The following is an 18,795-nucleotide window of genomic DNA, read 5'->3' on the forward strand; positions in this document are numbered from 1 at the left end:
GGTGGGATGGACGCCGACGAGTTCGAGACGTTCGTACGCGAGTCCGCACCGGCACTGCGCCGGTACGCGCGCGCGGTCGCCGCGGATCCGGACCAGGCGGAGGATCTCCTCCAGGACACCTACGTGCGGATGGCCACGGCGTGGCACCGCCTCCTGGCCGAGGGCAATCCACTCGCGTACGCGAAGGTCACGATGGTCCGCCTGCACGTCAGCCGGCTACGGACGATCGTGCGCCGGGCCCGGCTGAGCCCGATCGCAGCATCGCTGGTGGCGGACGGCGGGTTCGGCCGGGTGGACGACGGCGACCAACTGCGCCGGCTGCTCGCGGGGTTGCCGCCGTTGCAGCGGGTGGTGCTGGTCATGACCTATCTCGACGACCTGGACGACGAGTCGATCGCGGGGGCGATCGGTCGTCGTCCGGCGACCGTCCGATCTCTGCGCCATCGCGCCCTCGGCACCGTGCGTGCCGGGTTGCCGGTCACCCCGGTGGGTACCGAACGGGAGGTAGCGGGATGACCGACATCCGGGACGCCCTGCGCGAGGTCTGGAACGCCGACTCCGGGCAGCCCGCCCGTGACCCGCTGCCGGCGGTGCGGGCCCGACTGCGCCGTCGCCGCCGGGTCCGGGCCACCGCCGCCGCGCTTGCCTCCTGCGCCGTGGTCGGGACAGCGGTGTTCGCCGCCGCGACGGCCCAGTACGACGAACCGCCGCCACCTGTCGCCGGGCCGCCCGCCAGCCCGGTCGCGCCCGAGCTGCGTGGCCTGCCGTCCGATCTGCGGCCGGTCGATCCCACCGATGCGGTGCTCCGGATGGCCCGGCCGCAGGTGGTGCCGGCGGGCGTCCGTTCGGCGTACGAGGGAGGGGGGCCCGTGACCCGGGTGGTGGTGGTGTTCGATTTCGAGGCTCCGCCGGGCCTGCCCGGCACGCCGCGCGAGGTGACCGTCCCGACCGGAGCGCAGGTGCTGGCCACGGACGACCCGGCGACGTCCACGGCGTACCTGTCGGCGTGGGCGCCGGACGGCCGCAGCTGGTTCATGGCGGTGACGGCGGACGAGGTCGAGGTCCGGTCGTCGGCCCTGGACGCCCTCATCGAGGCCAATCTCGGCTGACACCATCGGTCCCTGAGCCTGACCGGTCAGGCCGGCGGGATCGGCCGATCGGCCACCGTTGGGCGTTGACACGTCGTGTCACGATCATCGTGCCGGCGGCCGACAGGACCACCGGGACGGGGAGGGAGATGCGGTGACCGGCTTTCTCGGCGCGGCACTCAGTTTCCCGACGGTGCTGTTCAGCTTCCTCCTGGTGGTCGTCGTCGGGTACTGGCTGCTGGTGCTGACCGGGGTGCTGGATCTCGGCGACGATCTGGACGTCGACGGTGTGCCCGGCACCTTCCTCGCCGGCCTCGGCCTGGGTGGTGTGCCCAGTGCCGTCATCTTCTCCCTGCTCGTCGCGGTGGCGTGGTTCGTCAGTCTCGCCGGCACCGCACTGCTCGACGGGCTCGGTCTCGGCTCGGGCACCCGGATCGCCGTGTCGGTCGGTGTCCTGCTGGCCGCCGCGCTCGCCGCCCTGCTGGTGACCCGCCTGGTCGCGGTGCCCCTGAGCCGGCTCTTCCCGACCGAGACGGACGCCACCCGGCACTCCTTCGTCGGTCGCCTCTGCGTGGTACGCACCGGTACGGTCACCGCCGACTTCGGTCAGGCCGAGGTGACCGCCGCCGACGGTTCGTCGGCGGTGGTGCAGATCCGGCAGCCGGGCGAGGAGCGGATGCCCGCCGGCAGTTCCGCCCTGATCTATGACTACGACACCGAGGGCGAGTTCTTCTGGGTGATGCCCGCCGGCCCCGCCTTCGACCCGATGAGACACAACCGCACCTAGCCACCCATCGACCAGATCGGGACGGCCGGTCACCCCCTTCCGCCGGCCCGCCCCACGCTGCCCCTGAGACGCCTCGAAAGGAGGATGCGCGGCGTCGTGCCCGGCCTGTCCGCCGGTCGCCGACGCGTGCGCGCCCAGCTATGGATGTCATCACCACCGGTATAGGTGTACTCCTCGCCGTCGTCCTGCTCGTCGCGCTCGGCGTGGTGTTCATGGTCAGTCGGCTGTTCCGCAAGGTCGAGCAGGGCAAGGCCCTGATCGTCTCCAAGGTCCGGCGGGTCGACGTGACCTTCACCGGCGCGGTCGTGCTGCCCGTCCTGCACAAGGCCGAGATCATGGACATCTCGGTCAAGACGATCGACATCGAACGGACCGGTAACGAGGGCCTGATCTGCCGCGACAACATCCGGGCCGACATCCGAATCACCTTCTTCGTCCGGGTCAACAAGACCGTCGAGGACGTCATCAAGGTGGCGCAGGCGATCGGTACCGCGCGGGCCAGCGACCGGGAGACGTTGCAGGAGCTGTTCAACGCGAAGTTCTCCGAGGCGCTCAAGACCGTCGGCAAGCAGCTCGACTTCGTCGATCTCTACACCAAGCGCGACGAGTTCCGGGACCAGATCATCCGGGTCATCGGCACCGACCTCAACGGCTACAGCCTGGAGGACGCGGCGATCGACTTCCTGGAGCAGACGCCGATGGCGCAGCTCGACCCGAAGAACATCCTCGACGCCCAGGGCATCCGGAAGATCACCGAGCTGACCGCGCTGGAGCACGTGCGGACCAACGAGTTCCGGCGCAGCGAGGAGAAGGAGATCACCCGGCAGAACGTCGACGCACGGGAGGCCATCCTGGAGCTGGAGCGCCGGCAGGCGGACGCGGAGGCCAAGCAGCGCCGCGAGGTCGAGACGGTACGGGCGCGGGAGGAGGCCGAGGTCACCCGGGTACGCGCGGAGGAGCGGCTGCGGGCGGAGACCGCGAACATCCGTACCGACGAGCAGCTGGGCATCCAGCACGAGAACCGGGCGCGGGAGATCGCGGTCGCCGAGAAGAACCGCGAGCGGGTCATCGCCATCGAGACCGAGCGGATCGAGAAGGACCGCCTGCTGGAGGTCATCGGCCGGGAGCGGGAGACCGAGCTCAGCACGATCGCCAAGGACAAGGAGGTCGAGGCCGAGAAGCGGGCCATCGCCGAGGTGATCCGGGAGCGGATCGCGGTGGAGAAGACCGTGGCCGAGCAGGAGGAGAACATCAAGCGGCTGCGGGTGGTCGAGGAGGCCGAGCGGACCCGGCAGGCGCTGGTGATCCAGGCCGAGGCGGAGGCGCAGGAGAACCTGGTCAAGGACATCAAGGCGGCGGAGGCCGCCGAGGCGGCGGCGAAGCACAAGGCGCGCGAGGAACTGGTGCTGGCCGAGGCCCGGCAGCAGGCCGCGGAGCTGGAGACCCGGGCGAAGATCCGGCTGGCCGAGGGCGTCCAGGCCGAGGCGGCCGCGGCCGGGCTGGCCGACGTGCAGGTTCAGGAGCGCAGCGCTGAGGCGATCGAGAAGGTCGGGCGCGCCGAGGCCGCGGTCGAGCGGGAGAAGGCCGTGGCCGCCGCCGAGGCGGTACGCGAGAAGCTGAAGGGCGAGGCCGAGGGTCTCACCGAGAAGGCCGCCGCGATGGCCGCGCTGGACGACGCCACCCGGGAGCACGAGGAGTACCGGCTGCGCCTGGAACTGGAGAAGGAGGTCCGGCTGGCGGGCCTGGACACCCAGCGCCAGGTCGCCGAGGCGCAGGCCAAGCTGGTCGCCACCGGCCTGGAGAAGGCGAACATCGACATCGTCGGCGGGGACAGCGTCTTCTTCGACCGGCTGCTCAGCTCGATCTCGTACGGCAAGAGCGTGGACGGTTTCGTGGCCCACTCGGACGTGGCGAAGAACCTGGCCCAGCCGTGGCTGGACGGCAGCGCCAGCTTCACCGACGACCTGGCCCGCATGATCGGCTCGATCGACAGCGCCGACGTGCAGAACCTCACCCTGTCGGCGTTCCTGATGCAGCAGATGCGCTCCGGCGGCGTGGACCAGGGCAAGCTCCAGGAACTGCTGAAGGCCGCGCAACGGCTCGGTGTGGCGGAGACCCCGGTCGCCGCCCTCACCGGCCCACGGCAGCGCGCCGGTGAGTGAGCCGACCGCCGGTCCGGTCGCCGTCGGGCCTACGCCCGGCGACGCCGGACCGGCACCGGCCGGCGCGGCGGCAGTGGCCGGCGAGGGGCCCAACGGTGCCCGGCCGGGACTGGACGACGGCAGCTACGAGGTGCTGCGCCGGCGGCTCGCCGGGCAGGCGGCGGAACTTGCCCGGCGGGCGGAGGCACTCAACGCCCGCCGGCTGGAGGTCTTCGGCAGCACCGAACTGCGGCTGCTGAGCACCGAGCGGATCCGTACCGAGCACAACTGCGTACCCCGGGACATCGTCTCGGTGGGCGGGCTGATGCTCTTCGGCTACAACGTCTTCATCGGGTTGAAGCCGGAGACCTCCGTCGACGACGTCTTCTCCCTGCACCGCTTCACGAGGGAAACCGGCGGCTCCGGCCCGGATCCGACCGGACCGGAGGTGACCGGTTTCCGGTTCGACGAGGCGGGTCACGACGAGCTGCCCGGGCTGCTGCGCGACCCGCAGTTCGTCCGCGACTTCGGTGAGCTGTACCGCTACTACCGGCAGGCTCGGCTGCTGCAACTGCGCCGGGTCGACGGCCGGCTGCTGGCGGTGTTCCAGACCGGACCGCGCACCGAGGACATCCGCGTGCTGCGGTGGCGCGTCGGCGTCGACGGCGTGCCCGAGTACCTGGACAGCCGGGGCGAGCGGGACCACGTCTTCCCACCGTCGCACGACTTCGAGTGGACCGAGACGACCCGTGAGGACCACGTCCTCGGCCGGCACCCGCACATCTCCATCGACGGCCAGGTCTTCGTGGAGACGGTCGGCGGCACGCTCACCGTGAAGGTGGAGAACAACACCGAGGTCGGCGAGGGCATCTACAGCGAGCCGGTGGACGAGCCGTTGCAGAGTCTCGCCGACGCCGACGTGCACTGGGCCCGGGTGGGTCCGCTGATCCTGCTGCGGCTGCGGCCGTACAAGGAGACGCAGTGGCGGCATCTGGTGTTCAACACGCTCACCCGGGAGGTGGTCCGGCTCGACGGCATCGGCGTCGCCTGCCAGCGACTCCCGGAGGACCACGGCATCATCTTCCCGGGCGGATACCACCTGGTCACCGGGGTGACCAGGACCTTTGACACCGACGTCGCCGGCCTGGAGTTCGAGCGGGTGGTGCGTTCGCCCAACGGCGAGGACGTGCTCTACGTCTTCCACGCCCGCGCCGACGGGCGGACCCTGCTGCTGCCGTACAACGCGATCCGCAAGGAGGTGGCCGCACCGGTCCCGTGCCACGGCTTCTCGCTCTTCGACGACGGCACGCTGGTGGTGTTCCGGGCGGTGTCCGAGGAGCCGACCCGGGTCCACCCGATGCAGGTCTGGCAGACGCCGTACGTCTCGGACGCGTACGCGGCGGCGCAGCCCGCCGGCACCGGGCCGCTGGAGCGGGTGGGCAACGCCGACCTGGTACGCGGCATCTCGGACTGCCTCTCGGCGGCCAGGATGGTCGACGGCACCGCCACCGCCGGGGTCTACGAGGCGCTGATCGCCGCCTGCGCCCGGATCGCCGACCACTACCACTGGCTCGGTGAGGACGAACTCGGTGACCTGGCCACCCCGCTGACCGGGCTGCGTCGTACCGCCGCAGCCGTGCTGGAGGAGCACGAGAAGGTCCGGACGCTCACCGAGCGGGCCCGGGCCGAGCTGGACGACAGCGCCGAGCAGATCGCCTCGCTGGCCCGCCGGGCCCGGGGTGAGGCGCCGCTGACCGCCGACGACTGGGTCACCCAGCTGGGCGGGTTGCGCCGCGCCCGGGGACACCTGGAGACCCTGCGCGAACTGCGCTACGTCGACCACGCCCGGATCGACGAGCTGGCCGAGCGGCTGGACGAGGAACTGGCGGCGGCCGGCCGCCGGGCGGTGGAGTTCCTGCGCCGCGACGAGGCGTTCGGCGGATACCAGCAGGAGGTGGAGCGGCTGGCCGCCAAGGCGGCCGCGATCGGCACGGTGGCCGAGGCCGGCACCGTGCGCGACGAGCTGGCCGCCCGTACCGACGGCCTGCAGACCATCACCGACGTGGTCGGCGGCCTGGATATCGCCGACGCGACCGTCCGGACCGGCATCCTGGGCCGCGTCGGTGAGGTGCTGGGTGCGGTCAACCGGGCCCGCGCCGTGCTGGACAAGCGGCGCCGGGAACTGGCCGCCGCGGAGGGTCGGGCCGGCTTCGCCGCCGAGTTCGCCCTGCTCGGGCAGGCGGTGACCGGTGCGCTGGCGGCGGCGGACACCGCCGAGCGCTGCGACGAGCAGTTGGGCCGGTTGCTGCTGCGGGTGGAGGAGCTGGAGTCCAGGTTCGGCGAGTTCGACGACTTCCTCGCCGAGCTGGCCACCCGGCGCACCGACATCTACGAGGCGTTCTCCTCCCGCAAGCAGGCGCTGCTCGACGAGCGCGCGCGCCGCGCCGACCGGCTCGTCGCCTCCGCCGAGCGGATCCTGGTCAGCGTGCACCGCCGGGCCGGCACCCTCGGGTCGCTCGACGAGATCAACACCTACTTCGCGGCCGACCCGATGGTGGGCAAGCTGCGCGCGGTGGTCGAGGAGCTGCGTACCCTCGGCGACGCGGTGCGGGCCGAGGAGCTGGACGGCCGGGTCCGGGCCGCCCGCCAGGAAGCCGGTCGCGGCCTGCGTGACCGCCTCGACCTGTACGCCGACGGCGGCGAGACGATCCGGCTCGGCCGGCACCGCTTCGCGGTGAACACGCAGCCGATCGACGTGGCGGTGGTGCCGGCCGAGGGCCGGATGGTGGTGGCGGTCACCGGCACGGACTACCGGGCTCCGGTACACGACGAGGAGTTCCAGCAGACCCGCCGGTTCTGGGATCAACTCCTGGTCTCCGAGTCGGCGCAGGTGTACCGGGCCGAGTACCTGGCCACCGCGATCCTCGCCGCCGCCGAGGCCGGCCGCGACGGGCTCGACCTGGACGCGCTGCACGCGGCGGCGGTGGACCCCGACGAGCTGCGTGAGCTGGTCCGGGGGGTCGCCGAGACCCGCTACGACGAGGGGTACGAGCGCGGCGTGCACGACCACGACGCGGCCGAGATCCTGCGGGTGTTGCTGCGGCTGCATGCCGGCGCGGGACTGTTGCGCTACCCGCCGACCGACCGTGCCGCCGCCCAGCTGTTCTGGCGCCACGGCACCGACGAGCCGCTCCGGACAGCCTGGACCGCCCGCGCCGCCTCGCTGGCCCGGGCGCGGGCACGGTTTGGTCGCCCGGACGGCGAGGACGCCGCCGACCTGCTCTGCGGTCAGTTGGCCGAGGCGATCGACGGTTTCCTGCGGGATGCCGGACTGCCGGTGCCGCCGGGCGGGACCGCGGTGGCCGGCGAGTACCTGTTCGAGGAGCTGTCGGCGCCGCCGGTACGGTTCGTCACCGGCAACGGCGCGCGTACCCTGCTGGACCGGTTCCGGCGGGCGCTCGGCGGCCCGCAGTCCCGCTCGTCCCGCGAGTTCGACGACGACCTGCGGGCCCTCGGTGAGGACCTGGCCGGTCGGTACCAGCTCATCGGGGCGTGGCTGACCGCCTTCCTGGCCGCCGACGACGGGGACCGGTCCGGGTACGACCTGCCCGAGGCGATCGCCATCGAGCTGTGCGGCCCCGAACTGGCCCGCGAGGACAGCGCCGCCACCATGACGGAGAGCGTCGGCGGGCTGCTCGGCGCCCACCCGCGCATCGAGGGCTCCACGCTGGCGGTGCGGCTGGACGAGACGCTGGCCCGTACCCGGTCGTTCCGCACCGAACTGGTCCCGGCGTACCGGGACTACCAGCGCCGCCGCAACACGCTGGTGGAGGTCGAGCGGGAGCGGCTGCGACTGGAGGAGTACCGGCCGAAGGTGATGAACGCCTTCGTCCGCAACCGGCTGCTCGACGAGGTGTACCTGCCGCTGATCGGCGACAACCTGGCCCGGCAGCTCGGCGCGACCGGGGACGGCAAGCGGGTCGACCAGTCCGGACTGCTGCTGTTGATCTCACCGCCCGGCTACGGCAAGACCACCCTGATGGAGTACGTGGCCAGCCGGCTCGGCCTGGTCTTCGTCAAGGTCAACGGGCCGGCTCTGGGCTCGAAGGTCACCTCGCTCGACCCGGCGGAGGCGCCCGACGCCACCGCCCGGCAGGAGGTGGAGAAGATCTCCTTCGCGCTGGAACTGGGCAACAACGTGCTGCTCTACCTGGACGACATCCAGCACACCAACCCGGAGCTGCTGCAGAAGTTCATCTCGCTCTGTGACGGGCAGCGCCGGATGGAGGGCGTCTGGGAGGGCCGCACCCGCACGTACGACCTGCGTGGCAAGCGGTTCGCGGTCTGCATGGCGGGCAACCCGTACACCGAGTCGGGGCGACGCTTCCGGGTGCCGGACATGCTCGCCAACCGCGCCGACGTGTGGAACCTCGGCGACGTGCTCTCCGGTCGGGAGGAGGTCTTCGCGCTCAGCTACATCGAGAACGCGCTGACCTCGAACCCGGTCCTGGCACCGCTCTCCGGCCGGGATCGTGCCGACCTGGAGCTGCTGGTCCGGATGGCCCGGGGCGACGACACGGTGCGGGCCGACCAGCTGTCCCACCCGTACGAGCCGGTGGAGCTGGAACAGGTCGTCTCGGTGCTGCGCAAACTGCTCCGGGTGCAGCAGGTGGTGCTGGCCAACAACCAGGCGTACATCGCCTCCGCCGCGCAGTCCGACGACGCCCGCACCGAGCCGCCGTTCCAGCTGCAAGGCTCGTACCGGAACATGAACAAGCTGGCCGAGCGGATCGTCCCGGTGCTCACCGACGAAGAGCTGGAAGCGGTGATCGACGACCACTACCTGGGTGAGGCGCAGACCCTGGCGGCGGGCGCGGAGTCCAACCTGCTGAAGCTCGCCGAACTGCGCGGCCGGCTCACCCCCGAGCAGGCCGCCCGCTGGGCCGAGGTGAAGGACGCTTTCCAGCGTTCCCGGGCCCTCGGTGGAGCCGGCGACGACCCGGTGGACCGTGCCGTCGGCGCGCTCGGCCTGCTCGCCGACCGCGTCGGCGGAGTCGCCACCGCCATCGGCCGCGCCGCCGAGCGCTGAGGCATCGAGGTCACGACTTGCGGCAAGTGGGGCCGTCCCGTCGACGTGATGGCCCGATTTGCCGCAAGCCGTGGCACGTGGGCCGGCGGGCCGGCGGGCCGGCGACGTCAGCCGTAGTAGCGGCGGAGTTCGCGGGTGAGCACCTTGCCGGTGGCGTTGCGGGGCAGGTACTTGACGAAGACGACGTCGCGGGGCACCGAGAAGCGGGCGAGGTAGTGCCGGACGTACTCCCGGACCGCCTCGGTATCGAGGGTCTCGCCGGGATACAGGGCGAGGAAGGCGGCGAGCCGCTGGCCGTACTCGGGGTCGGGGACGCCTATGACGGCGGCCTCGCGTACCTGGGGGAGCTGGGTGAGCAGCTGTTCCACCTCGGCGGGAAAGACGTTCTCGCCACCGGAGACGATCATGTCGTCGGCGCGGCCGTCCACGAAGAGCAGGCCGTCGGCGTTGACCCGACCCAGGTCACCGGTGTCCAGCAGCCCGTCGTGCCGGTCCCGGTCTGCGCCCGAGGTGTAGCCCTCGAAGAGCATCTCGTTGCCGACGAGGATCCGCCCGACCCGGCCGCCGGGCACCGGCTGACCGTCGTCGTCGAGGATGGCCAGCCGGGTGCCGTGCGGTGGTCGCCCGGCCGTGGTGGGTGCCTGGCGCAGGTCGGCGGGGGTGGCGATGGAGGCCCAGGACGCCTCGGTCGAGCCGTACAGGTTGTAGAGCACGTCGCCGTAGGTGTCCATGAACGCCGCCGGCAGGCCGCCGGGTAGTGCCGAGCCGCTCACGGCGACCACCTTCAGCGGTGGTCGGGGCTCCGGCGCCGGCATCTCCATCAGTCGTTGCAGCATCACCGGCACCGCGAACAGCGCCTGGCAGCGGTGCCGCACCAGGGCGTCCAGGGTGGCGGCCGGGTCGAACCGGCGGTGCAGCACGATGGTGGCCCGCAGGGCGAAACAGACCTGCAGGGCCGCGTACCCCCAGGTGTGGAAGATCGGGGCGGCGATCAGCACCCGGTCCCGTACGTGCAGCGGGATGCGGTCGATGATGGACACCAGCGGGCCGAATCCGTTCGGGGTGGGCCGCCGGGCACCCTTCGGCGCACCGGTGGTGCCGGAGGTGAGCACGATGATCCGGCCGTCCCGCTCGGGCGGGTGTAGTTCGCCGGGGAGGGCGGTGGTGATCAGTTCCTCGCGGGCCTGCTCGTCGAGGCGGTGCAGTTCCGCCGGCAGTCCGAGGGTCCGTTCGGTGAACTCGTCGTCGTGCACCAGGACCCGAAGGTGCTGCTCCTCCGCGACGGTGGCCAGCTGCGCCGGGGAGAGACCGGTGTTCACCAGCACCGCGTCGGCGCCGAGCAGGGTGGCGGCGACGATGGTCTCGATCAGCCCCGGGTGGTTGCGGCCGAGCACGGCGATCCGGTCGCCGGCCTGGACGCCGAGTCCGGCGCGCAGCGCGCGGGCGAGCCGCATGGACCGGTCGAGCAGTTCGGCGTACGTCAGCTCGGCGCCCTGGTCGTCGATGACCGCGACCCGGCCCGGGTCCCGGGCCGCCGCCTGGCGCAGTTCGCCGGCGAGGCTCCAGCCCCACTTCCGCAGCGCGCTGAGCTGTGATGCGACGCGGATCGGGCGGCCCGGGGCGAGCAGGCCCCGCCGCGTCAGCGTCGCGACGATGAACGGCAGGTCCATGCCCGCGTACCTCCTGGGGGTCAGCGGATCTGCATCCCGGAGATCGCCCGGGAGATGACCAGCCGCTGGATCTCCGAGGTGCCCTCGAAGATGGTGTAGATCTTGGCGTCGCGGTACCAGCGCTCGACCGGGTGGTCCCGCAGGAATCCCGCGCCACCGAGCAACTGGACGGCCTTCTCGGTGACCGACACGGCCACCTCACCGGCCTTGAGCTTGGACATCGAGCCCTCGCCCGCGGTGAACGGCCGGTTGTTGCGGCCCATCCAGGAGGCCCGCCAGACCAGCAGCCGGGCGGCGTCGATCTCCATCCGCATGTCGGCCAGCGCGAACGCGACCGCCTGGTTGGTGATGATCGGGCGGCCGAACTGGACGCGCTCCTTGGCGTACTCCAGGGCGTACTCGTAGGCGGCCCGGGCCACGCCGAGCGCCTGCGCGCCGACGGTGGGTCGGGACAGCTCGAACGTACGCATCGCGGCCTGTCCGGAGGCGCGCTGCCCGGACCGGGCGCGGGCGAGGCGCTCGTCGAGCGCCTCCTTGCCGCCGAGCAGGCACCGACCGGGCACCCGGACGTCGTCGAGGAAGACGTCGGCCGTGTGCGAGGCCCGCAGGCCGAGCTTGCGCAGCTTGCGGGTGGCGCTGAGCCCGGCCGTGCCGGGCGGTACGACGAAGGCGGCCTGACCGCGCGAGCCCAGTTCCGGCTCGACCGAGGCGGTCACCACGTGCACGTTGGCGATCCCGCCGTTCGTGGCGTACGCCTTCTGCCCGCGTAGCACCCACTCGTCGGCCGCCTCGTCGTAGATCGCCCGGGTACGCATGGCGCCGACGTCGGAGCCGGCCTCCGGTTCGGAGGTGCAGAAGGCGGCGACGGTGGGTGAGTCGACGTCGCCGAAGCACTGCGGCACCCACTCGACGAGCTGGTCCGGGGTGCCCGCGCCGTAGATGGCGGCGACCGCGAGCGAGGTGCCGAAGATGCTCAGCCCGATGCCGGCGTCACCCCAGAACAGCTCCTCGCTGGCGATCGGCAGGGAGAGTCCGGTGGGGTCGGCCCAGCAGGTGGCGAGGAACTCGAAGCCGTAGAGCCCGACCTTCGCCGCCTCCTGGATGATCGGCCACGGTGTTTCCTCGCGGGCGTCCCATTCGGCCGCGGCCGGGCGCACGACCTCGCTGGCGAAGCCGTGCACCCAGTCACGCAGATCCCGCTGTTCCTCGTTCAGGTCTAGCGAGAACTCGACCATGTCAGGCCTTGGGGATGTCGAAGAGGTTGGCGATGTTCGCGGCCAGGCCCAGGTCGCCCTTGGCCTTGAGCTTGCCGGTCATGAACATCATCACCGGGTTGGCGCCGCCGGAGACGACCTTCAGGAACTCGACGGGACCCAGGGTCAGGCTCAGCCGGGGGTCGTGCTGCGGGGTCTCGTTGACGGTGCAGGCGCCGTCGGCGATGACCACCTCGTAGGTGTCGGTGCCGCCGTCGGGAGCACCGGTGATGTTCCAGTGGATGACCGCGTTGGTCGAGCCGGCCCGGTCGGCGCGGAACAGCTGCGGCATCCGACCGAAGACCTCGCCGAGGATCTTGCCGCGCAGGTCGCCCGACATCACCTCGGCGAGCTTGCTCTCCGGGGTGTTCTTGACGAGCTGGGCGAACTCCTTCGGGCCGACGTTGGCGAAGTTGGCCGGGTCGAAGTCAGTCATGGAAAAGCACCTCTCGGACAATGGCTACTCGTGCGTAACCTTACGCATGAGTAGGTATGCTCGCAAGGTGTCCACCGGTCCCGCCTTCAAGCGCCTCCCCCGCGCCGTACGGCAGCAGCAGATGCTCGATTCCGCCGTACGGGTCTTCTCCCGGCGCGGGTACCACGGCTCCAGCATGGACGAGATCGCCGAGGAGGCCGGCATCTCCAAGCCCATGGTGTACGCGTACCTGGGCACCAAGGAGGAACTCTTCGTCGCCTGCCTGCACCGCGAAGGTACCCGGATGATGGAGGCCATCGCCGGTGCTGCCGCCCCCGACCTGCCCGCCGACGAGCGGCTCTGGCGTGGGCTGCGCGCGTTCTTCGGCTTCGTCGGCGCCCACCGGGACGGTTGGGCGGTGCTCTACCGGCAGGCCCGGGCCGAGCAGCCGTTCGCCCGCGAGCTGGCCGCGATGCGGGCGCGGCTGGTGGAGGTGGTCGCCGGGATGTTCGACCACGGGCTGCGCGCCGAGGGGCGCGAGGTGGCCGACACCGAGCTGGAGGTGGTGGCGTACGCGCTGGTCGGCGCGAGCGAGTCGCTGGCCGACTGGTTGGCCGACCACCCGGAGGCCGATCCGGAGCGGACCGCCACCCGGATGATGAACGTCGCCTGGCTCGGTGCCGGTCAACTGCTCCGCGGTGTCACCTGGCATCCGCCCGAGGCGTAGCGCTCAACCACGGACGGCCCGGTGCCGGGCGCGACGCCGCAACCAGCGGCCCAGTTCCAGCAGCAGGGTGATCGCGATCGACAGGCCGATCCCGGTCAGGATGCCGTGCAGCGGACTTTCGAACGCCAGACCGCCGAAGGTGCCGAGCAGCACGCAGTACAGCGCCCAGGAGACCGCCGCGATCACGTCGAAGGGGAGGAACGACCGTAGCGGGTACCGGATCGCCCCCATGGTCAGGGTGACCGCGGTCCGTCCGCCCGGAAGGTAGCGGGCGATGATCAGGATCGAGCCGCCGCGTCGGCCGACCGCACGTCGCGCCCACTCCGAGCCGGCCCGGCGTCGGCTGTCCGCCGGAGAGTGGTCCAGCCGCCGCGACCCACCACCACGCCCGATCCCGTAGGAGACGTGGTCCCCCGCGACCGCGCCGAGTGCCGCCGCCACCAGCACCAGCGCGGCGTTCGGCTCGCCACCGGTGGCCAGGACGGTGGCGGAGATGACCGCCGCCTCTGCCGGCACCAGGGGAAAGATCGCGTCGATCGTGGTGAGACCGAAGAGCAGCAGGTAAACCCACGGTGAGGTGAGCGTGTGGCGGAGCAGGTCGAGCGCGGCCTCCATGGACCCATGCTCGCCGTCGGGCGGGCGCACCGGGGCGGGACGGACGGATCAGCGCCAACGGGGCCTTCCGCCCGAAGCCGCCATCACCCGGATCGCCGTACCGCCACCGGGTCGGGTGGTGCCCAGCCCGACCTCCCGGACGGTCTTGTCCTGTGCCGTGGGCCCGTGGGAGGTGAGCACGACGGGCACGCCCAGGGCCTGCTCCACCGCCGTGGGCCAGTCGGTCGGCGCTGCCTCGTCGTAGACCGGTCCGGTCCGCAGCAGGCGGGCGGTGAGCGCCGCCTGCCGGTCGAGGTCGCCGGCCGGGCCCGGCGCCAGCCCGTCCAGGCCGGCGTAGCGGCGGCAGATCCGCAGGTCGAGGCCACGCTCGGCGAGATCCAGGTGGGTCAGCGCCAGACCGTCGACCCCACCGGCGACCGCCAGGGCGTACGCGTGGGCCACCGCGTCGAAGTGGCCGAACCGGAAGTGGCCCTGCCACGGGTTCGTCGGGTTGTGCGGGTCGGTCAGCCGGAGCGCCGGATCCTCGGTCACCAGCGGCCCCGGCCCGTGTCGGGTGGTGACCGTCCGCAGCACCCCGATCCGGGTCGCCACCCCGGCCAACCCCGCCTCGGCCAGCAGCGCCTCGGCGTTGGCGGCGGTCGTGGTGCTCCACGTCGTGTACGGGTGGAAGCCGTGCCACTCGTCCAGCAGCACCCCCTGCGCACCCTCGAACACGCACGGCCCGGCGCGTAGCTCCCCGGCGAGCCAGTCCCGCCCCACGATCGTCACCCGCTCGGCGAACGCCCGGTACGCGGGCAGACAGTCGGAGACCGGCGGGGCGTCCAGCGGGCCGAGTTCGGCGCAGAGCCGGTCCCGCAGTGCGGTCAGCCGGCGGCGCAGCAGCTCCGGGCTGCGGCAGTCCGCCACCCGGGGTGCCTGGTCGGGGTGGGCGAGGCCGTACGCGACCGCCTCGCCCACCCCCAGCCCGCAGGAACCGTGCCGGTCGGCTCCACGGGCCAGCTCACGGGCCCGGTTCGCGGCCCGGTGGTACGGGGTGGCCAGCAGTGCCTCCCCGTCCACGGTCAGCCGGTCGAGCGCGTCGGGTACCCCGACGGCGGCGAGGTGGTCCGCCTCGGCGGCCAGCGCCAGCGGGTCCACCACCACGTGCCGGGACAGGTGACTGCGCACCCCGGGATGGAAGGTGCCGGCTCCGAACTGGGCGAACGTGTGGTGTCGGCCGTCGCGCAGGACGACGTTGTGTGCCGCCTGCGCGCCCCCGTTGAACCGCACCACCGTCCGCACCGGCCGGGTCGCGCAGAGCCAGTCCACGACGGTGCCCTTGCCGGCGTCGCCGTACCCGAGATCGACCACGATGACGTGCGACGAGTCCACCGCCGCCCGGCTCACAGCCGCACGACCCCGCGGCCGGTGGTCCGGTTGGCCGGCAGTTCCGACACCTCGACCCGGGACCCGGGATCGAGCCGCGCGAGCGCCTTCGACACGGTCGGGGTGGCCGCCGACCCGGTGCGGTCCAGGTCCCGCAGACCCTGGTCGAGGTCGATGGCCTGCTCGCCGAGACCGACGGTGAGCGCGATCGTCTCGCAGACCGCGTTCAGGTCGTCCAGTTCCAGGGCGTGCTGGCCGAGCAGGTCGCGCCAGAAGTCGAGCATCCGGCGGTTACCCGAGTAGTGGCTGCCGGCGGGCAGGAGGTAGTAGGTGTCCCACCGGCGGGTGACCTCGTCGACGATCTGCCGCAACGGCACGTCCTCGCGCAGGTCGTCATCGAGCAGCCGGTTCACCTCCGCGGCCTTCACCTTGGGGTACGCCAGTTCGTCGCCGATGACGAACAGGTAGCCGCGGCGGCCTCGCTTCTCCCAGCTGTCGGTGACCGTGCGGCGGGCCATGAAGTACAGGGCCAGCTCGTACGACTCCCGCATCTGGCCGCCACCGCCGCCCTCCAGCACGATCCGGCCGAGATCGTCGTCCATCCGGTTGTCGGATTCGAACTGGCCCACCTGCAACGGCACCCGGTCACAGGTGGCGTCCCCGATCGCGCCGAACATGATCTGCGGGTCGCGGGCGTACCCCTGACGCAGCAGCAGGCCCAGCAACTGCGGCAGCTTGGCCTGGAGGACGCGGGGCACGTGACCCATCGAGCCGGTCACGTCGAAGAGCACCGCGACCGGTGTCGTACGGGGGTGCTCCGCGCAGTCGCGGCTCTCCCGCACCGCGCCGCGCGGGTCCAGCGCCGGATGCACCACCCGCGCCCCGCTGTCGCTGTAGGAGAAGGCGCTGGTGCCGGTGGCCCGGCGGTACCGGTCGGCGGCGTCGTACACGTCGGTGGACCATGTTCCGCTGCCCATGGCAGCCTCCTTAGGGATTGAGGGTGAAGGGGCGGAAGGTGCGCGGCCCGTAGCGGCGGTGCAGCACCTCGTCGAGTTCGCGTAGCAGCCCCCAGGCGTCGTCGGGGCGGGCGCGCAGGAACCGCTGCCGGCAGCCCTGAGCGAAGTCGAGCAGTTGGCGCGGGGCGTCCCGATTCATCAGCCAGGTCATGCAGCGGGTGGCCATGAAGATGTCGGTGCCGGGCCCGCAGGGGCGACGATCCGGAACCTCCGGCGGATACCAGGTCTCGTGATCGGGCACCATCGCCGGCACGGTGCCGCCGGGCTCGGTGGAGAAGCACCAGTCGACCAGCACCAGGCCGTGTGCGTCGGGATCGATGAGTACGTGCGACGGGAGCACCGCGCCGTGCACCACGCCCGCCCGGTGCGCGAGACCGAGGGCGACCAGCAACCGTCGCCACATCCACGCGACGTCACGGGCGTCCAGCCCGTCCGGGTACGCCCGCTTCACCTCGACCAGGCTGTGCAGGGCGGGTGCGGTGCCGAGCACCGAGATCCGGCGTTCCGCCCCGGTGTCGGCGTCGCGGTGGGTGAAGGCGTCGACCAGCCGTGGCACGTACGGCAGCCAGCGTGGGTCACCGCGCTCGGCGAGCGTGCGCAGAGCGCGCTGTTCCCGGACCATCAGGTCGTTGTCGGCCGCGTCGCGTGGCAGCTTGAGCAGTCGGTCCGCGCCGACGTCGTACAGGTCGGCGAGGTCGCCGGAGTACGCGGGCCGGCCGCACCGGTAACCGCGCAGCACGGCCACCCGGCGGGCCCGCCAGCGCGTGGTGACCCGGAGGAAGGCGTCGGTGGCGGCGGCGCGGATCCCCGGCCCGACCCAGCCGAGCCGGTCGGGGTGCAGGGCGCCGACAAGCTCCCGGTAGCGCCGCTCCGGCGCGTCGCCACCGAACAGTTCGTGGTCGTCGCGGGCGGCGGTGACCAGGCGAATCGCCTCGTCGGTCCTCATCGCACCGTCTCCTCGCGCGCCGGGCGGAGCAGCGCCGGGTGCAGCAGCCGCGCGTCGCCGGCCCGGTAGAGCCGGGCGCGCGGGCCGCCTCGGGTGCCGCCCCGTTCGGTGCTGGCGCCGGTGCTCTCCACGAAGCCCGGCACCGAGAGCACCTTGCGGTGGAAGTTGCCGGCGTGCAGCGGATGACCCCAGACCGTCTCGTAGACGGCCCGCAGGTCCCCGATGGTGAACTCGGCTGCCAGGAAGCGGGTGGCCAGCGGGGTGTATTCCAGCTTGGAGCGCGCCCGCTCCAGGCCGTCGGCGACGATCTGGCCGTGGTCGAAGGCGAGTTGCCGGTTGGTCAGTTCGGCGACCGGTGTCCAGGCCGCCTCGTCGGCGTCGGTGCCGGCCATCGCGTCCGGCAGGTCGGGGGCGAAGGCGAGATGGGCGATGGAGACGATCCGCATCCGGGGGTCGCGGTCCGGCGCACCGTAGGAGGCCAGTTGTTCGACGTGGACGCGGCGCAGCGGTTCGCCGTCGAGCCCGGTCTCCTCGGCCAACTCTCGTCGGGCGGCGGTGGCCAGGTCCTCGTCGGGCCGGACGAACCCGCCGGGAAGCGCCCAGTGGCCGGCGTACGGCTGCTCACCGCGGCGGATCAGCAGCAGGTGCAGGGCGCCGTCGCGGATGGTGAGGGCGACGACGTCGACGGTGACCGCGACCGCCGGATAGTCGCGCGGGTCGTACGTGGCGAGGAAGTCCTGCTCGTTCACGCTCAATCACTCTCACTTCGAGAACGTCTCTATGTGAGAAGAACTTAGCGGAAAAGGGAGGGCCGGGCAAGTACCCGGCCCCCGCTCAGCGGATGGTGCCCACCAGATGCGGGCGACCACGCCGGTCGTGCAGACCGAAATCCCAGCCCGGGCCCGCCGAACTGGCGCTGAACGCCACCGTGCCGGGCAACGGCACCGGCAGCTTGAACGCCACCTCAACCGTGTACGCGTCGGGTAGGCGGCTCTCCAGTGCCGCGAGACAACGTGCCTTGCTCCACATACCGTGCGCGATGGGCCGGGGAAAGCCGAGCAGTCGTGCCCCGAGCCGCGAGGTGTGGATCGGGTTGTGATCGCCGGAGACCCTCGCATAGTCCGTACCCACCCTTGGCGTCACCTGCCAGCGGGCGGTGGCGGTCGGCGGCGCGGGCCGTTCACCGCGGTCGCGCCGCTCACCGCCGCCGTCCGGGGCGCGCTGGCGGCCCAGGTACGTCGAGACGCCGCGCCACACCTCCTCGCCGTCGATCGACCCGACGAGGACGACGTCCACCTGCCGCCCCCGGTCGTGCGGGCGCAGGTTCTCCGCCCAGGTGGTGAAGTCCAGTCGGTCGGTGACGGTGACCGGCCGATGCACGGTGATCCGGTTGCCGACGTGCACCACCCCGGTCAGCGGAATCGGGAACTCCGGCGCGGTGATCAGCCGCAACGCCAGCGGAAAGCCCATGACGTGCGGAAACGTCGCAGGCAACCGGTCGGCCAGGCGGAACCCGCAGACCCGGTCGTAGTCGGCCAGCCGCTCCGGATCCACCGGCACCCCGCCGACGGCCAACTCGACCGCCGGCACCCCGGCACCACGTCGGCCACCCAGCCCCGGCACCGCGTTGAGCAGCGCCCGCCGGTACAGCGGACCGGCCGCCGGCAGCCGGGACAGTTCCAC

At 72.2% G+C, this 18,795-nt stretch carries 14 protein-coding genes and 1 pseudogene; 6 read left to right on the plus strand and 9 right to left on the minus strand.

Annotation, left to right across the window (positions count from 1 at the left end; all coding sequences use genetic code 11):
• Positions 1 to 6 precede the first annotated feature (6 nt).
• From SM447_RS04875 to SM447_RS04895, 5 genes are all read left to right on the plus strand, one after another.
• The gene (locus tag SM447_RS04875; RefSeq protein WP_474571505.1) at positions 7 to 516 is read left to right on the plus strand and encodes an RNA polymerase sigma factor; all 510 of its coding nucleotides are present in this window, start codon (positions 7 to 9) and stop codon (positions 514 to 516) included.
• The gene (locus SM447_RS04880) at positions 513 to 1,109 is read left to right on the plus strand and encodes a hypothetical protein (RefSeq protein WP_474571506.1); all 597 of its coding nucleotides are present in this window, start codon (positions 513 to 515) and stop codon (positions 1,107 to 1,109) included. Before SM447_RS04875 ends, SM447_RS04880 begins: the two co-directional genes overlap by 4 nt.
• Before the next feature lie 133 nt (positions 1,110 to 1,242).
• Positions 1,243 to 1,875, plus strand: a complete 633-nt coding sequence (locus SM447_RS04885; protein ID WP_474571507.1) for a hypothetical protein — start codon at positions 1,243 to 1,245, stop codon at positions 1,873 to 1,875.
• 140 nt (positions 1,876 to 2,015) lie between these two features.
• Positions 2,016 to 4,037, plus strand: a complete 2,022-nt coding sequence (locus tag SM447_RS04890) for a flotillin family protein (RefSeq protein WP_474571508.1) — start codon at positions 2,016 to 2,018, stop codon at positions 4,035 to 4,037.
• Positions 4,030 to 9,105 (plus strand): DNA repair ATPase, encoded by a 5,076-nt coding sequence (locus tag SM447_RS04895; RefSeq protein ID WP_474571509.1) that lies wholly within the window; start codon positions 4,030 to 4,032, stop codon positions 9,103 to 9,105. Before SM447_RS04890 ends, SM447_RS04895 begins: the two co-directional genes overlap by 8 nt.
• Before the next feature lie 107 nt (positions 9,106 to 9,212).
• Here SM447_RS04895 and SM447_RS04900 read toward each other — a convergent pair whose 3' ends face one another.
• From SM447_RS04900 to SM447_RS04910, 3 genes are read right to left on the minus strand one after another with little or no spacing between them, the layout of a single operon-like run.
• Positions 9,213 to 10,775, minus strand: a complete 1,563-nt coding sequence (locus SM447_RS04900) for an AMP-binding protein (protein ID WP_474571510.1) — start codon at positions 10,773 to 10,775, stop codon at positions 9,213 to 9,215.
• A 20-nt stretch (positions 10,776 to 10,795) separates the two neighbouring features.
• Positions 10,796 to 12,010, minus strand: coding sequence for an acyl-CoA dehydrogenase family protein (locus SM447_RS04905; protein WP_474571511.1), 1,215 nt, complete (start codon positions 12,008 to 12,010; stop codon positions 10,796 to 10,798).
• 1 nt (position 12,011) lies between these two features.
• Positions 12,012 to 12,464: an SCP2 sterol-binding domain-containing protein gene (locus tag SM447_RS04910; RefSeq protein ID WP_203999058.1), complete on the minus strand. Its 453-nt coding sequence runs from the start codon at positions 12,462 to 12,464 to the stop codon at positions 12,012 to 12,014.
• Positions 12,465 to 12,531: 67 nt separating this feature from the next.
• Between SM447_RS04910 and SM447_RS04915 the strand changes: the two genes are divergently transcribed.
• Positions 12,532 to 13,170, plus strand: a complete 639-nt coding sequence (locus tag SM447_RS04915; RefSeq protein ID WP_474571512.1) for a TetR/AcrR family transcriptional regulator — start codon at positions 12,532 to 12,534, stop codon at positions 13,168 to 13,170.
• A 3-nt stretch (positions 13,171 to 13,173) separates the two neighbouring features.
• Here the strand turns inward: SM447_RS04915 and SM447_RS04920 are convergent, their stop codons facing one another.
• The 6 genes and pseudogenes from SM447_RS04920 to SM447_RS04945 form a co-directional block, all read right to left on the minus strand.
• Positions 13,174 to 13,785, minus strand: a complete 612-nt coding sequence (locus SM447_RS04920) for a DedA family protein (protein ID WP_474571513.1) — start codon at positions 13,783 to 13,785, stop codon at positions 13,174 to 13,176.
• Positions 13,786 to 13,833: 48 nt separating this feature from the next.
• A complete protein-coding gene (locus SM447_RS04925; RefSeq protein ID WP_474571514.1) occupies positions 13,834 to 15,171 on the minus strand; it encodes an adenylosuccinate synthetase in 1,338 nt (445 codons plus the stop codon).
• Positions 15,168 to 16,127 (minus strand): hypothetical protein, encoded by a 960-nt coding sequence (locus SM447_RS04930; RefSeq protein ID WP_474571515.1) that lies wholly within the window; start codon positions 16,125 to 16,127, stop codon positions 15,168 to 15,170. The genes SM447_RS04925 and SM447_RS04930 overlap by 4 nt, the downstream gene beginning before the upstream one ends.
• A 10-nt stretch (positions 16,128 to 16,137) precedes the next feature.
• The gene (locus SM447_RS04935) at positions 16,138 to 17,112 is read right to left on the minus strand and encodes a protein kinase family protein (RefSeq protein WP_474571516.1); all 975 of its coding nucleotides are present in this window, start codon (positions 17,110 to 17,112) and stop codon (positions 16,138 to 16,140) included.
• Positions 17,109 to 17,867 carry an NUDIX hydrolase gene (locus SM447_RS04940; protein WP_474571517.1) on the minus strand — a complete coding sequence of 253 codons (759 nt, stop codon included), beginning with the start codon at positions 17,865 to 17,867 and terminating at the stop codon, positions 17,109 to 17,111. Before SM447_RS04940 ends, SM447_RS04935 begins: the two co-directional genes overlap by 4 nt.
• A gap of 6 nt (positions 17,868 to 17,873) precedes the next feature.
• Positions 17,874 to 18,795: pseudogene (locus tag SM447_RS04945) on the minus strand (MaoC/PaaZ C-terminal domain-containing protein).

It is taken from the genome of Micromonospora aridisoli, from assembly GCF_056150025.1.